This is a genomic window from Brachybacterium sp. Marseille-Q7125 (assembly GCF_023062615.1).
In the GTDB taxonomy this organism is placed as follows: domain Bacteria; phylum Actinomycetota; class Actinomycetes; order Actinomycetales; family Dermabacteraceae; genus Brachybacterium.
This window is the reverse complement of record NZ_JALLAL010000020.1, coordinates 1-15,176: the sequence shown is the minus strand read 5'-3', so window position 1 is coordinate 15,176 and position 15,176 is coordinate 1. Positions and strand designations below refer to the sequence as shown.

The following is a 15,176-nucleotide window of genomic DNA, read 5'->3' as shown; positions in this document are numbered from 1 at the left end:
CCCCGCGCCCCACGCGCCATGCTCGCCTGCACACCACTCGCCGCCTGCGTCCGCCCGCGTCCCTGAGTGCGTAAATGTGAGCTTTGGTGGCATGTTCGGCAGGAACATGCCACCAAAGCTCACATTTGCGGGTGGGCCGACGCGGGCACGCGCGGGCGGGCCAACGCGGGCACGCGCGGGCGGGCCAACGCAGGCGCCGCGCAGACGCGCCCGGCAGCGCCCCCGCGCCCGGCGTCAGTCGCGGGTGAGGCGGCGGTAGGTGACGCGGTGCGGGCGCGCCGCCTCCTCGCCCAGGCGATCCACCTTGTTCTTCTGGTACGCCTCGAAGTTGCCCTCGAACCAGTACCAGTTCGCGGGATTCTCCTCGGTGCCCTCGTAGGCCAGGATGTGCGTGGCCACACGGTCCAGGAACCAGCGGTCGTGCGTGACGACCACGGCGCAGCCCGGGAACTCCAGCAGTGCGTTCTCGAGCGAGCTCAGGGTCTCGACGTCCAGGTCGTTGGTGGGCTCATCGAGCAGCAGCACGTTGCCGCCCTGCTTGAGGGTCAGGGCCAGGTTCAGCCGGTTGCGCTCACCACCGGAGAGCACGCCGGCCTTCTTCTGCTGGTCCGGACCCTTGAAGCCGAACTTGGAGACATAGGCGCGCGAGGGGATCTCCACCTTGCCCACCTGAATGAAGTCCAGCCCGTCGGAGACGACCTCCCACAGGGTCTTCTCCGGGTCGATGTTCTCGCGGTTCTGGTCCACGTAGCTGAGCTTCACGCTCTGGCCGATCGTCAACTCGCCGCCATCCAGCGGCTCGAGGCCCACGATGGTCTTGAACAGCGTGGTCTTGCCCACGCCGTTGGGGCCGATGACGCCGACGATGCCGTTCGGCGGCAGCGAGAAGGACAGGTCGTCGATGAGCACGCGGTCGCCGAAGCCCTTGCGGATGTTCTTGGCGTCGATGACCTGGTTGCCCAGCCGCGGCCCCGGCGGGATCTGAATGTCCTCGAAGTCGATCTTGCGGGTGCGCTCGGCCTCAGCAGCCATCTCCTCGTAGCGGGCCAGACGCGCCTTGGACTTGGCCTGTCGGCCCTTGGCGTTGGAGCGCACCCACTCCAGCTCCTCCTTGAGGCGCTTGGCGAGCTTGGCGTCCTTCTTGCCCTGGACCTCGAGGCGCTTCTCCTTGGTCTCGAGATAGGTGGAGTAGTTGCCCTCGTAGGGGTAGAGGTGCCCGCGGTCCACCTCGGCGATCCACTCGGCCACGTGGTCGAGGAAGTAGCGGTCGTGGGTAACGGCGATGACGGCGCCCTCGTACTGCTGCAGGTGCTGCTCGAGCCACAGCACGGATTCGGCGTCGAGGTGGTTGGTGGGCTCATCCAGCAGCAGCAGGTCCGGCTTCTCCAGCAGCAGCTTGCACAGGGCCACGCGGCGGCGCTCACCACCGGAGAGATGGGTGACGGGCTCATCGCCGGGCGGACAGCGCAGCGCGTCCATAGCCTGCTCGAGCTGGGAGTCGAGGTCCCAGCCGTTCGCGGCGTCGATCTCGGTCTGGAGCTTGCCCATCTCCTCCATCAGCGCGTCGAAGTCAGCATCGGGCTGACCCATCTCTTCGCCGATCTCGTTGAAGCGCTGGACTTTGCGGTACAGGTCCCCCATCCCCTCCTGGACGTTCTCCAGCACGGTCTTGGATTCATCCAGCGGCGGCTCCTGCAGGAGGATGCCCACGCTGTAGCCGGGGCTGAGGCGCGCCTCGCCGTTGGAGGGCTGGTCCAGGCCCGCCATGATCTTCAGGATGGTGGACTTCCCGGCGCCGTTGGGGCCCACCATGCCGATCTTCGCGCCCGGATAGAAGCTCATGGTGACGTCATCGAGGATGACCTTGTCACCGACGGCCTTACGGGCCTTGTACATCGTGTAGATGAACTCTGCCACAGTGTTCTCCCTGGTGGTTCAAACGTTTCGCGGCCTCGCGCAGGGGGCGGGCCTCCGGGCAACGATACCGGGTGAGCGGCGGGATCACCCCGCGTGCACTCCGGCGTCGGCCCGACGAGGGGCCGCGGCGTCCCCGCGGTGCATCAGCTCACTCGCCGGGGCCGCCGACGGCAGCCTCGCGGGCCCCAGCGTTGTCCTGCTGCATCTACGGGGCGACGAGCGCGCGGACAGAACGCGGCGGTGGCCTGAGCAGCGATGGCCTGACCGGCAGTGGCCTGATCAATCGGTGGCCTGATCGTCGGCGCTCCGTCGCTCGAGCGCCGGTCCCGTCGGCCCCCGTCGGGACGGTCAGTCCAGGGCCACGCCCCGCTCGGCGAGGACCCGCCGGGCGATCTTGGCCCCATGCTCGCCGCTGTCCGCTGCCCCCTCGCTCTCGCCCTGTTCGCCGTTGCGGGGCCACAGGTGTGCGTCGATCCCGAGCTCTCGAGCGGCGTCGACGTTCGCCTCGCGGTCGTCGAAGAAGATCACGGCGGAGGGGTTGCTCACCCCGCCGGTCTCGTGGGAGAGCACTTCGAGCAGGATCCGGTAGATCTCCGGATCGGGCTTGAGCATGCCTTCTTCCCCAGAGATGATCGCGAAGGAGAAGGCCTCGAACCAGTCCGCCTGCCGCACCGCTTCCCCGAAGCCGCGCGAGGCATTGGACAGCAGCACCAGGCGCACCTGGTTGCGCGCCAGGTCATGCAGGAGGGCACGCGAAGCCGGGTCCAGGCGCAGGAAGTAGCGGTTGTCCGCGTCCTGCAGTTCGGCGACCTCCGGCTCGCTGAGGTTCTCCACTCCCACCGCGGCGGCGACCGCACCCCAATAGTCGGCGGCGCTGATCTGGCCGGCGTCGTAGGCGGCGCGCTCGCGCCACAGCGCCTCCTGAAGCGCCGCCGCATCTCCGCCCAGCAGCTCGTGCAGATCCGGCACCGGGTCGTGCCCGGCAGAGAGCACCCCGCCGAAGTCGAACACGACGGTGGGGGCCGGGGCGGTGCGTCGGGTGCGTCTGCTCATCAGGAACTCACGTCCTCACAGGTGGGCAGGCCCTCCACCGTGCCGGTGGCGGCGATGGTCTCGGTGGCCTGCAGGGCGTCGTCGAAGGTGGAGACGGCCACGACCTCGAGGCCCTCGGGTTCAAAGCCGATGACCTCCTCGCAGTTCGCGGCGGGGGCGAGGAAGAACTCCGCCTCGGAGGCCTGGGCGCCCACCATCTTCTGGCGGATCCCGCCGATTGCGCCGACCGCGCCGTCCTCCTCGATGGTGCCGGTCCCGGCGATGCGGTGGCCGCCCGTGAGCGCCCCCGGGGTCAGCTCGTCGTACACCGACAGGGAGAACATCATCCCGGCGCTGGGGCCGCCGATCGCGCCGACACCGATGTTCACGTCGAAGGGGAAGTCGTGGCCGCGGCCCAGGAGGATGCCCATCTGGCGCGCGCCGTCCACGACGTGGGCGGGGACCTTAACGTCCAGCTCCTCGCCGTCGCGGAGAATCCGCAGCGGGATCTTCTCCCCCGCGACGTCGCCGATGAGCGTCTGGGCGGAGGCCACATCGGTCGGTTCCGTGCCGTCCACGGCGAGGATCACGTCCCCGGCCTGCAGGGTCCCATCGGCCGGGGCGCCCTCCTGTACCCCTGCCACCAGGACCGTGTCCTCGTAGTCGATATCCAGCTCATCGAGCGCGACGGCGACCGCTCCCTGCTGGGAGGAGCCCATCGCGACGGTGTTCTGCAGCGTGGTCTCCTCGCGGGTCTGCCCCTTGGGGAACAGCAGCTCGCGCGGCATCACCATGCGGGAGCGGTCGAACCAGGCGACCACCACCTCGACAGGGGTGACGGTGTACCCGGGGCCGCCGTCCACGGAGACGGTGGTCATCATGAGCGTGCCATCGGTCGGGTAGGTCTGAACGCCTTCGATGGTGAGAATCTCCTCGTCCTCGTACTCGCCGAGCACGTCGATCGCCGGGCCGGGGCTCTCGATCACATACGGCACCGGCATCAGCATCCCGCCCAGCAGCAGGGCGCACAGCACCAGCAGCGAGCCGATCGCCAGGCGCGGACGGAACAGCTGGGCGTCGTCGACCGCGCGACCGGCGAGGGCGCGCAGACGGGAGCCGCGCGAGGGCGCGGGAGCAGGAGGGGTCACGCGGCCATTGTGCCCCACCAGGTGTACGGAGCCCGCTGCGCCCCGGGCTCGCTGCGCCCAGAGCGAAGCGGACCGCAGGATGGAGGCTGGATCCAGCAGGCCGTGGGTACGCTGGGTGACCAACGCGACGCTGGAGGTGGCCATGAATGACCAGCCGAACCCGGGCGGCCCCGGGGGTATGGACGAGGAGGCCCTGAAGCGCTTCCTCGAGGAGACGTTCGGGCAGGCCCTGCCCGAGGGAGCGCTCGATGGGATGGATCTGTCGGCGCTCGCGCAGCAGGCCAACCTGCCGCAGGATCCCGCGGTGCTGCGGGCTGCCGCCGCGCAGATGCAGCAGATGTTCACCGGCGGCAACGAGGGCGTGAACTGGCAGCTCGCCGAGGATGTGGCGCGCCGCACCGCCGCCGGGCAGGAGGGCATCCCGGGGGCGCCCGATCCCTCCGGCACCCCCGGCGACCCGGGGCCGAGCGACGAACAGGTGGCGCAGCTGCGGCAGGCAGCGCAGGTGGCGCGACTGTGGCTGGATCCGGTGCTCGCGATCGATGTGCCCTCCACGGAGCTGGAGGTCTACAGCCGCGGGACGTGGCTGGCGCGCACCCTGCCGCGCTGGAAGCCGATCGTGGAGCCAGTGGCCATGTACATGGCCGGCGCGATCGGCGAGGCGATCTCCGCGCAGCTGGGGCAGATGGGCGGAGCCGAGGGGATCCCGGGGATGCCGGGCATGCCGGGGATGGCCGGGATGGATCCGGCGGCGATGATGGAGCGCATCGGCGCCACGATGTTCGGGGTGCAGTTCGGTCACGCGATCGGCGCTCTCGCCCGGGAGACTGCGGGGACGACGGATCTGGGGCTGCCACTCGGGCGCGAGGGCGAGCCTGCGCTCGTGGCCGCGAACGTCGAGGACCTCATGGCGGCGCATTCCCTGGACCCGGGGGCGGCGCGGATCTTCCTGGCCGCCCGCGAGATCGCGCACACCGCCCTGTTCGATGCCGCGCCGTGGCTGGGCAAGGCCCTGTTCTCAGCGATCGAGGACTACGCGCGCGGCATCACCCTGGATCTGGATGCGCTCGATGAGATGGTGCGCGGCATGGATCTCTCGGATCCGCAGGCGCTGCAGGCGCGCAAACCCGAGGAGATGTTCACCTTCACCCGCCGTGCCTCCCAGGAACGAGCGCTCGAGGAGCTCGCGACGACGCTCGCGCTCATCGAGGCGTGGGTGGATCACGTGACCACGCAGGCGCTCAGCGGGAAGCTGCCGGATCTGGAGGCGATGCGGGAGGTGCTGCGGCGCCGCCGCGCCGCCGGCGGTCCCGCGGAGCAGATGCTGTCCTCCACGATCGGCATCGAGCTGCGCCCGCGCCGGGTGCGGGAGGCCCTGGCCTGGTGGGAGAGCGTGCTGGCGACCGAAGGGGCCGAGGGCCGCGAAGCCAAGTGGGATCATCCGGATCTGCTGCCGAGCGCCGAGGTGCTCTCCGGGCGCCCGCAGGCCCCAGCCGAGGGGGCTGGGGCGCAGGAGGCCGAGGAGCTCGCCGACGTGTCCCTCCCCGAGGACTTCGACGCGGAGCTCGCGAAGCTGCTGGCCGGGGACGGCGCGGAGGATGCGCCGCGGGAGAACGACCGCGGCGGGATCGCCGATCCTGAAGGTCCCGCGAGTGATGAGTCCGGGGCCGGTGGGTCCGGTGCCGACGATGCAGATGAGTCCGGCGACGGTGATGGCACCGCACGCTGAGGGCACCCCGGAGCCTGCTGTCCCGAATCTGGGCCTCGTGCGCGCGCAGCTCGCCGCGGCAGCGAGCTCCGTCTCCGGGCCGCAGCGGGCGGAGGAGTACCTGGATCTGCTCGAGCGCTCCCCGCGGGCGCTGTACCGCGATGGCGGTCCCGTGCATCTCACGGCCAGCGCGATCGTCGTGGATGCGCCCGGTGAGCAGGTGGCCCTCGTGTGGCACCGCAAGGGCGAGTTCTGGGTGCAGCCGGGCGGGCATCTCGAGCCCGGGGAGATCGATCTGGAGCTCGCCGCCCGACGCGAGGTCGCCGAGGAGACGGGGCTTGAGGAGCTGGAGCGCGTCGGGGACGGCCCGGCGATGCTGCACCAGCATGATCTCTCCGCGGCCTTCGGTCGCTGCCGAGCGCACTGGGATGTGCAGTACCTGCTGCGCGCACCAGCCCCGGCCAGCGCGGTGCCGTTGCGGGCTAGCGATGAGTCGCCCAAGGTGCGCTGGGTGCCGTGGCCGCGGCGGCCCGGCCGTGCCGGGCGCGATCTGTCGGCCCTGCCCGCGGGCACTGTGGCGGACCTGCCGGAAACACTGGCGGCGCTCGCGCGCCTGGTCGATGCACAGCGCTGAGCGAAGGCAGGCCGGTCGGGAAACCATCCGACGTCGCCTCTATCCGAAAGTCGCCGTGGGGCAGGTGGGACTCGCACCTATGACTCTTCCATAGCACACCAGGATGAGCGCCCGAGAGCTAAGCCCGTGCAGCTCAGGGGGCAGCAGTGGCAGAAGCAGGCGGCGCGTCTGCGACGACGGCACGCTGCACGGACGCTTCCCCGCCCGACGGCGGCCGGGAGCCGTTTCCCCCTGACCTACACGCGCACCGGACCGTTCCCTGACTCTCATCCGATCCTCGCGGTTCCCGGCGGCCCCGGGCTCAGCATCTCGATGATGTACGCCTCTGTGCGGCACTGGGCGCGCAATGGAGTTCGACCTCGTGGGCACGATTGCGTTCCGCGAGCTGAACTACGCCCCGGAGCCCGACGGGCTGCCCTTCGACCCCGGTGTCGCCATTGCGGAGTTGGCGGAACGCTTCCCGGCGTTCGCGGGCGAGCCCTATGACCTCGCGGCAGCGGCGCAGCAGGCACCGATGCCGCTCATCGCGCTGTCCGGGGAACGGGATCTGCGCACTCCCCGCACCATAGCCGAGTGGATCGTCTCGCTGGCACCGCGGGGGCATCTCCTCGAGCTGCCCAGCAGTGGGCACAGCCTGCTGGATGTGAAGCAGAAGGTGGCGCGCGAGGTGCTGAGGGCCGCCAGTCTGGGCGGAGCGGATGCTGTGCTAACAAGAGCCGATGCTGTGCTCACAAGAGCCGATGAGATCTCCGCGCTCGCCGCCGCGAGCACAGGCAACGGGCCCGGGATCTATGTGCGTGCGGTGATGCGCCTCTCAGAGCTCATGCCTCATCGGCTCTCGGGGCTCATGCCTCATCGGCATCGCTGAGCGGTCCGGGCCCGCCAGGCTGGTGGGTGGCCCAGGTGACGCCGTCTAGAAAGGCGTTCGCCCGCTCGGCATCGGGGTAGTTCGCCATGAGGGCCCGGAACTCAGGGCCATGGTCGGGGACCAGCAGGTGCACCAGTTCGTGCATCATCACCGCGCGCACCACATAGTCGGGCATGCCCTGCAGACGGTGGGACAGGCGGATGGTCGCATCAGCGGAGGTGCATGAGCCCCAGCGGCGGTTCTGCCGCGTGGACCAGGTGACCGATGCGGGGCGCGCCCGGCCGCCGAGGTAGGTGTCGCTGACCTCTCGCGCGAGCGCGAGCAGATCCGCGTCGGAGCGGCGGGGCGGGGCATTGCGCTGCTCCTTGTCGCGCAGCTGCTGGACCATCTGCTCCACCCAGCGCCGTTCCTCCCGTCGGCTCATGGACGCGGGGATGGACACGACCAAGTTGCCGTCGCTGCGGGCGATGGAGACGGTGCGGCGCCGACGAGCGGAGCGGCGCACGAGCACACGCTCCCCGCGGGGCCCGGTGACGTGGTCGTGCGCGGTGAGTTCGGAGGTGCGAGCAGGCATGGAGGCAGACTGCCACGAACAGGTCACGAAGTTTTTTCGTCCACAACGGTGCACACTGAAACCTCTGGTCAGAGCTTTGTGGACGGCCCGGATGCAACGTCCTCCACAATGCGTTCCTCATCGTGAACACGTCATCCACAGTCCGGGCCGAGTTGTCCACAGAGCGTCCCCGAACGCGCTTTGACCCGCTCGGCGGGGAGGGGTTAGGTTTCCCTCCACGTGGAACCCCTGGATAACTAGCAGGACGCACACGGGGAAGGTGCGCGTGGTGCTGAGCGCCCCGGGGGTTCCACGGCCCTCCGCCCCCTGCGGCGCACGGGGCCTACGACGTCGGCTCGTCGTGCGCACTTCCTCGGCTCCTACGAGCCTGCTTGATCCCGAAGCGCACGACGAGCCGCCCCCGTCGGGCGGTGTCCTAGCCATCGGCCCGCGTCCTCTCCCGCCGGGCAGCTTTATCTCCGGCCGGGCAACGTCATGTCCCACCAAGCTGTACCTTTTCTCGTCGAGCCGCTCTCTCCCCGTCGGACTGTGTCCTCTGCCCGGTCCCGCGGTCATGGGCAGTGACACTGTCCACAGCGGACTTCTGATTCGTAGCGGCGGGCGGAGCGCCGCTATGGTGGATCGGTCCCGGCTCGGGCGGCGCAGTGTCGCCGGGTGCGGGAGGACACTGTTCACCCCGTGATGAGGAGCGGATATGGCCGACGAGACCTACGCCGGAGAGTTCTACTGCGTCAAGTGCCGCGAGAAGCGTGAGGCTGAGGGCAACGTGGTCGTCTCCAACGGCCGCCGCATGGCCAAGGCCGTGTGTCCCGAGTGCAGCACCAAGCTCAACCGCATCTTGGGCAAGGCCTGATCGACGTACTGCGAGCCCGCGAGCGGTAGGAGAACAGGCAGTCAACACCGCCTGATCGACGTACTGCGAGCTCGCGAGAGCCCCCGGTCACCCATGAGGTGGCCGGGGGCTCTGCTGTGCGGCTCGGCGCGGTCCGGACAGCCCGACCATGCCTCGCCCGGTCCCGGTCGACGCCGACACACCGTGCCCGATACGCCGAGTACACCGAAACGTGCCAGAAATGCCACGTATCGGTGCACTCGACAGGCAAAATCCGGCGTGGCGCGGCAGCCCACCGGTCCGGTCACCAGCACCTACTCGGCTCAGGCGGCGTCGGCGACGGGGTGCTTGCGGGGCCGACCACGGCCGCGCTTGACGGCGATGATCTGGCCGGATTCGAAGATGGCGCCGCCCCACACGCCCCAGGGCTCGGCGCGCTCGAGGGCACCGGCGCGGCACTGCTCCATGAGGGGGCAGCGGGCGCACAGCTCCTTGGCGCGTTCGAGGTCCGCAGGCCGTTCGGCGAAGAACAGGTCCGCCGCATCGGCGTCGTGGCAGGGCAGGGCGGCCGCACCGGCAGGTGCGGTCAGAGAGAAAGTAGTCAGAGAAGTAGTCATCGTCTCGCTGCTTCGAGGTCCGTGGGTGGGGACTGCCCCGTGGGCGGGGCGGGGGCGCGGCGGCGGTGCCGCGCCGGCAGCGAGGGGATCCTCGTCAGCTCAGGCTGGGCACCGCGGGGGCCTTGCCCCGTTCGCGCGGCTGGAGGGAGGGCGCGCCAAGGGGCTGCCCGGTCACTCCGGCGAGATTCCTGATGTTGATCATGTGGGCCACCCCCTTTCTGTGCGCGCTCCCCGGTTCCCCGGGTCACGTCTGCGGACGTTTGACGCCGTTGAGCCTACACGCCCTTCTCCCGGGCGCGAAACTATTTTTTGACCTGCAGTGATGTCGACGTGGGGCAACCGGCCACCAGAGCGCCACCACGCTCACGAGGGCATCCGACGCCGGCCCCGCGTCTCAGCCTCCGCCCAGCAGCTCCAGCAGCTCATCCCCGAACTGCTCCATCTTCGCCGGGCCGATGCCGGGAATCGCGAGCAGCTCCTCACGGCTGCGGGGAGCACGTTCAGCCGCGGCCTCGAGCGCGGCGTCGGTGAGGATCGCGTAGGCGGGCACGCCCCGGGAGGCGGACGTGCTGCGGCGCCAGCTGCGCAGCTCACGCAGCAGCTCGGCACCGGCCGTGGGAGCACAGCCTGCGTGGCGTCCGCGGCGCTGATCGGCGGCGCTGACGAGCCCCTGCTCGCACACCCGGCAGTGGGTGTGCATGGTCGCGCTGCGGCGCCCGGTGCGGCGAGGCGTCGCCGCGCGAGCGGTGCGGGGCGCATCGGGGTGCTCGAGCACTCCCTCGAGGAAGCGGGAGGCCTTGCGGGAGCCGCGCGCCCCGGGCGTACGGGCCGCTGCCCAGGAGACGGTCAGCAGGTCCTTCGCCCGGGTGAGCGCGACGTAGAACAACCTCCGCTCCTCCTCGACCTCGGCGGGGGTGGTGGCCATGGAGATCGGCAGCAGCCCGTCGCTCGCCCCGACCACGAACACCACCGGCCATTCGAGGCCCTTGGCCGCGTGAATGGAGGCGAGCGTGACGCCGTCCACGACGGGGGCGGCCTGCGCCTCGGCACGCTCCTCGAGCTCGCGCACCAGATCGCTCATCGTCGCGCCGGGCCGGGCGATGATCGTGTCGGCGAGCCCCACCAGCGCGTTCAGCGATTCCCACCGGTCGCGCACCGAGCCGGTGGTCTCGGGCGCGGTCTCGGACCAGCCCTGCTGCCCCAGCACATCGCGGACGGCGCGAGCGGGGTCCAGCTGTTCCACGCGTGCGGCGGCGCGCAGAGACACCATGGCCCGCCGCACCTCCTGGCGCTCGAAAAAGCGGTCGCCGCCGCGCACCAGGTAGCCGATGCCGCGGGCAGTCAGCGCCTGCTCGAAGGCCTCGGACTGGCTGTTGGTGCGAAACAGGATCGCCATCTCCGCGGCAGGACGGCCCGCGGCGATCAGCTCCCCGATGCGCTCAGCGATTCCGTCGGCCTCCGCGGGGTCATCGGGGAAGGTCTCCACCACGGGCGGCTCCCCCGCCGCACGCTGGGAGGTGAGGGTCAGGCGAGTTTCGCGAGTGCGGCCCTGAGCGCCGTCGAGCACCGCATTGGCCATCCGCACGATCTGCGGGGTGGAGCGATAGTTGCGCTCGAGCCGGATGGTGTGCGCGCGGGGGAACTCCTTGCGGAAATCCAGCAGGTAGGAGGCGCGGGCCCCGGCGAAGGTGTAGATGGTCTGGGCAGCATCCCCCACCACGCACAGGTCATCGCTCGTCCCCAGCCACAGCCGCAGCAGGGCGTGCTGCAACGTGGAGACGTCCTGGTACTCGTCGACGACGAAGTGCTTGTACTGGCCGCGGATCTCGCGGGCCACGTCGGCGCGTTCGGTGAGGAACCCGACCATGTGCAACAGCACGTCCTCGAAGTCGATGACGTCGTTCTCCTTCTTCACCTCCTCGTACTGGGTGAGGATGCGGGAGATGGTGCGAGCATCGAAGCCGTCCACGCCGGGCCGACGGGTCTGTTCGGCGATCTCGGGGTAGGACTCGGGGGTGAGCATGGACACGCGTGACCATTCCACTTCGGCGACGATGTCCCGCAGGGCCGCGCGGTCCACGTCCAGGTGCAGGCGTCGGCAGGCCGCTCCGACGCCCGCGACCTTGCTGGGCATGATCTCGGGCATCCGTCCGCCGACCACGCGGGGCCAGAAGTGTCGCAGCTGCCGCAGGGCGGCGGCGTGGAAGGTGCGGGCCTGCACGGCGGGCACTCCGAGGTCGCGCAGGCGCGAGCGCATCTCCGCGGCGGCCTTGGCGGTGAACGTGACAGCGAGGACGTGGCGGGGGTTCAGCTGTCCGGTCGTCACTCCGTAGGCGATGCGGTGGGTGATGGCGCGGGTTTTGCCGGTGCCGGCGCCGGCGAGCACGCACAGCGGCTGCCCGAAGCTCGCGGCAACCTCGCGCTGCTCCGGGTCCAGGGCCTCCAGCAGTGCCTCGGGGCTCGCAGGCGGCGCCTCCGGACGTGCGGCGGCGGTGTCAGCAGCGGGGGTGTCAGTCATCACCGATCATCCTGCCAGGCGGGGCTGACACTCCGCCGGGCCACCCCGGGCATTGTGGATGAACCGCCGATGGGGAGGACGTTGCGTCGCGTGCCATTGCGTCGCGTGCGATCGAGCCGTGCCATCGCGCCACGTACCGTCGCGCCGCGTGCCATCCAGTCACCGGACCCGCTGTGCTCGCGTCCCCGCCCCACCCTCGCTCACGCGTCGGCGGAGCGGCCATACCAGTCGTCGATCAGCGCCCGGCCCATCGAGGCCGGGCCCGGCAGCTCGATGGTCCCGGCGGCGAGCTCCTCCGCGAGCTCCTCGCGTGTGTACCAGTGGGCTTCGGCGATCTCGTCCTCCTGCAACGTCAGCTCCCCGCCCTCCGGGGCCCAGGCACGGTAGCCGAGCATGAGGGAGCGCGGGAAAGGCCACGGCTGGCTGCCCACGTACTGAACCTCCGTGACCTGCACCCCGACCTCTTCGGCGACCTCGCGCTCGACGGCGTTCTCGAGGCTCTCCCCCGGTTCCACGAATCCGGCGAGCACCGAATGGAAGGCCCCGCGGAAGTGGGCGTTTCGGGCCAGCAGCAGGCGATCCTGCCCGTCGCGCACGGCCATGATCACGGCCGGGTCGGTGCGGGGGAACTGCTCGGTGCCATCCTCGCGGCAGCGCAGCACCCAACCGGCCTGCTCGGGTTCGAGCGCCCCGCCGCACAGGGGGCAGCAACGCGTGGAGCGGTGCCAGGCGCCCATCGCGGTCGCGGCGGCGGCGAGATCCGCATCGTCCTCGGCCAGGTGTTCGGCCACGCGCCGCAGGTCGCGCAGATCGCGCCCGGGGTCATCGAGCTCGGCCGACGGGGCGGGCAGCTCGACGGCGAGGATCCGCAGCCCGTCACGGCGGCCCAGCAGCACGAGGGGCTGCATCGTGCCCTCGCGCGGGTCCTCGCTCTCGAGCTCCACCCGCAGCGTCCCCTGCTCGTCCTCCCGCACCGCGACCGCACCGGCCCGGGTGACGAGGTAGCGGGCATCCTCACCAGGGTCGAGGATCCCCACCTTCCCGCGCTCGAGGGCGTCGCGATCGGAGGTGTGCGGGGTCAGTGGTGTGCGCAGGTGGGTGCCGCGAAGAATGGCCATGCTGCGAGCCTAGCCACCGCTCGCGTCCGGCCTCAGCGCCCAACCTCAGCGCTCGCTCCGCCTGACTCCCGCCTGCGGCGTCCGGTGCCGCGACACGCAGGCCCGCGCCGCCGAGTGCACCGATCTGTGCCGTTTCTGCCACGAATCGGTGTACTCGGCGGAGTAGTACGGCGGGTCGCCAGGGCAGCGCGGCGCGGCTCTCCTCACGCCCGCGGACTCCCCCGCGCCCTTCCCGAAGCGGGGCCGGTGTGCCGGGTACGGTGGATCCGTGCATCGCAACTCCTACTCCTTGGCCGCTCTCGCTGCGGCGGCGGTCCCCGGCCTGGTGCCGGTGCGGACCACGCCCGTTCCCGTCCCTGTGGAGGACCTCGATGTGGCCGGGGTGGTGAGCGAGGATGGCCGCCGGGTGATGGTCTTCTCGCCGTCCACGACGGCGGCCGGGGTGCGGCTGGAGCGGGATCTGAAGGTGGCCGATGCGCTCTCCGGCACGCCGCTGCGCGCGGTGATCCCGCCGGTGCTGGGTTTCGTGAAGCTCGCCGAGGGTGGGCGCTGCGCGGTGACCGAGTCGCCCGTCGGCGCCCCGCTGATGCTGGATGACCTTCAGCGCTCTTCGGATCTGGCGCGGTCGCTCGGGCAGGTGCTCGCGCGCATCCACGCGGTGCCGCGCTACGCGGCGGAGGCAGCCGGAGTGGAGTCCTTCACCGCGGAGGTGCTGCATGATCAGCAGTCCCAGCGGGTGCGCCAGGTCCGGGAGGGCGGGTATCTGCCGGCGGCGGTGGCGCAGCGCTGGGAGGCTCTGCTGGAGGATGCGGAGCTGTGGGATTTCACTCCGCAGTTCGTCCACGGCGACCTCTCGGAGGAGTCGCTGTTCTCCAGTGGGCATCGGATCAGCGCGGTGCGGGACTGGTCCTCTGCGCAGGTGGCGGATCCGGCGAGCGATCTGGCGTGGCTGGTGAGCACCCTGGAGCCGGAGCGGTTCGATGAGCTGCATGCCGCCTACCGCGAGGAGCTGCCGATCGAGCCGCATCCGCGGCTGATGGAGCGCGCGCAGGCGCTGGGCGAGTTCGCGGTGGCCGAGTGGCTGCTGCATGGTCTGCAGGTCGAGGACGAGGACATCGTCGCCGATGCGCAGGGCATGATCGCGGATCTGGATGCGGATCTGGCGCAGCTGGGCCGGGAAGAGGCCGAGCGCACCTACGCCGAGCTCAGCTCCCGCGACGGCGCCGACGACGGCCCCACCCAGGACGACTGAGTCGGCAACGCCCAGGACGACTGAACCGGCCCCGCACTAAGGCAGAACCAGCCCCGCCCAGGACGGCTGAACCGGCCCCGCACGACGCCTGAGCCGCCGCCACCCAGACCGATCGCGCTCTCAGCCCCCAGCGACCTGCCCGGTGAGCATCTGCTCGATCCGTTGCCGGGAGGGGTGGCGGCGCACTTCATGGGTGTGCTGATCAGGCACGAAGAAGAACGCGGTGCGGATTCTCGACAGCGCCAGTCCGGTCGCCTCATGCCAGGCCAGGCGGTAGATCGACAGCTGCAGCGAGCGCTCGCGCAGGCTGCGGGCATCGGGGGTGCGGCCGGTCTTCCAGTCCACGATGATCACGCCCTCGCTGCCGTCGCTCCCCTCGGGGTCGGCGAAGACGGCGTCGATGATGCCGCGCACCGTCACGTCCCCGAGCCGGGTGTGGACAGGATGCTCCACCACCAGGGGGGTCCGCGCCGCCCAGGGCGAGGCCTGAAACGTCTCGCGAAGGCTCGCCGCATCGAGGGCACTCTGCTCATCCTCGATATCGGTGAGCTCGGCGAGGTCCTCGAGGTCCAGCAGCGCGGAGCCGGTGAAACGGTCCTCGAGCCAGGCGTGGAAGGCGGTGCCGCGAGCGGCCGCGGCGGAGGGGCGGCGCGGCACGGGCCGCAGCAGATCCAGGGCGGCGCCCGCGGGGTCCTGGGCCTGGCGCACCACCTGTGAGGCGGATAGTCGCGGCGGGGAGTGCACGGCCGGGGGTGCGGCCTGCTGGGCGAGGTCCGCGATGGCGCGGCGCACCAGCTCAGCCAGCTGCTCATCCTGCGGCTCCTCTCCGCTGCTGTGCGCGGTCTCGAGCAGCTGGGCGGCGCGGGGGCGGGCCCGCGCGGGCCGTCTCTTTTACACATCCGGCGCCGGCCGCGGCAGTCCCTCGGGCGAGTTCCGTGGGGGCCGCCGTGTCGCAAGG

At 70.8% G+C, this 15,176-nt stretch carries 13 protein-coding genes; 5 read left to right on the top strand and 8 right to left on the bottom strand.

From position 1 onward, the window contains the following. Positions 1-234: 234 nt before the first annotated feature. The 3 genes from ettA to MU407_RS06800 all read right to left on the bottom strand — a co-directional run bounded on the left by ettA (position 235) and on the right by MU407_RS06800 (position 4,097). Positions 235-1,917, bottom strand: coding sequence for an energy-dependent translational throttle protein EttA (gene ettA / locus MU407_RS06810; RefSeq protein ID WP_102236473.1), 1,683 nt, complete (start codon positions 1,915-1,917; stop codon positions 235-237). A gap of 348 nt (positions 1,918-2,265) precedes the next feature. Then, positions 2,266-2,970 (bottom strand): HAD family phosphatase, encoded by a 705-nt coding sequence (locus tag MU407_RS06805; RefSeq protein WP_102236474.1) that lies wholly within the window; start codon positions 2,968-2,970, stop codon positions 2,266-2,268. Further along, a complete protein-coding gene (locus tag MU407_RS06800) occupies positions 2,970-4,097 on the bottom strand; it encodes a PDZ domain-containing protein (protein WP_246956355.1) in 1,128 nt (375 codons plus the stop codon). The genes MU407_RS06805 and MU407_RS06800 overlap by 1 nt, the downstream gene beginning before the upstream one ends. A 142-nt stretch (positions 4,098-4,239) precedes the next feature. Here MU407_RS06800 and MU407_RS06795 point away from each other — a divergent pair, with 142 nt between their 5' ends. The 3 genes from MU407_RS06795 to MU407_RS06785 all read left to right on the top strand — a co-directional run bounded on the left by MU407_RS06795 (position 4,240) and on the right by MU407_RS06785 (position 7,307). After that, positions 4,240-5,826, top strand: coding sequence for a zinc-dependent metalloprotease (locus tag MU407_RS06795; RefSeq protein WP_246956353.1), 1,587 nt, complete (start codon positions 4,240-4,242; stop codon positions 5,824-5,826). Continuing rightward, positions 5,810-6,439 carry an NUDIX domain-containing protein gene (locus MU407_RS06790; RefSeq protein ID WP_246956351.1) on the top strand — a complete coding sequence of 210 codons (630 nt, stop codon included), beginning with the start codon at positions 5,810-5,812 and terminating at the stop codon, positions 6,437-6,439. The genes MU407_RS06795 and MU407_RS06790 overlap by 17 nt, the downstream gene beginning before the upstream one ends. Before the next feature lie 361 nt (positions 6,440-6,800). Continuing rightward, positions 6,801-7,307 (top strand): hypothetical protein, encoded by a 507-nt coding sequence (locus MU407_RS06785; protein ID WP_246956349.1) that lies wholly within the window; start codon positions 6,801-6,803, stop codon positions 7,305-7,307. Here the strand turns inward: MU407_RS06785 and MU407_RS06780 are convergent. Then, positions 7,285-7,881, bottom strand: a complete 597-nt coding sequence (locus tag MU407_RS06780; protein ID WP_102236479.1) for a M48 family metallopeptidase — start codon at positions 7,879-7,881, stop codon at positions 7,285-7,287. The genes MU407_RS06785 and MU407_RS06780 overlap by 23 nt on opposite strands. Before the next feature lie 694 nt (positions 7,882-8,575). On the opposite strand from MU407_RS06780, the gene MU407_RS06775 reads away from it, so the two are divergent. Then, a complete protein-coding gene (locus MU407_RS06775; RefSeq protein ID WP_102236480.1) occupies positions 8,576-8,734 on the top strand; it encodes a DUF5679 domain-containing protein in 159 nt (52 codons plus the stop codon). A gap of 302 nt (positions 8,735-9,036) precedes the next feature. On the opposite strand, the gene MU407_RS06770 is transcribed toward MU407_RS06775, so the two are convergent. The 3 genes from MU407_RS06770 to nudC form a co-directional block, all read right to left on the bottom strand. Beyond that, entirely contained in the window at positions 9,037-9,330 is a 294-nt protein-coding gene (locus tag MU407_RS06770; RefSeq protein WP_102236481.1) for a WhiB family transcriptional regulator, read from the bottom strand. Positions 9,331-9,724: 394 nt separating this feature from the next. Further along, positions 9,725-11,848 carry an ATP-dependent DNA helicase UvrD2 gene (locus MU407_RS06765; RefSeq protein ID WP_246956347.1) on the bottom strand — a complete coding sequence of 708 codons (2,124 nt, stop codon included), beginning with the start codon at positions 11,846-11,848 and terminating at the stop codon, positions 9,725-9,727. Positions 11,849-12,048: 200 nt separating this feature from the next. Then, the gene (gene nudC, locus MU407_RS06760) at positions 12,049-12,966 is read right to left on the bottom strand and encodes an NAD(+) diphosphatase (protein ID WP_246956345.1); all 918 of its coding nucleotides are present in this window, start codon (positions 12,964-12,966) and stop codon (positions 12,049-12,051) included. Positions 12,967-13,234: 268 nt separating this feature from the next. Between nudC and MU407_RS06755 the strand changes: the two genes are divergently transcribed. Next, positions 13,235-14,218, top strand: coding sequence for a phosphotransferase (locus MU407_RS06755; RefSeq protein ID WP_102236484.1), 984 nt, complete (start codon positions 13,235-13,237; stop codon positions 14,216-14,218). A 120-nt stretch (positions 14,219-14,338) separates the two neighbouring features. Here the strand turns inward: MU407_RS06755 and MU407_RS06750 are convergent, their stop codons facing one another. Next, entirely contained in the window at positions 14,339-15,010 is a 672-nt protein-coding gene (locus MU407_RS06750) for a PD-(D/E)XK nuclease family protein (protein WP_246956343.1), read from the bottom strand. Positions 15,011-15,176: the final 166 nt, after the last annotated feature.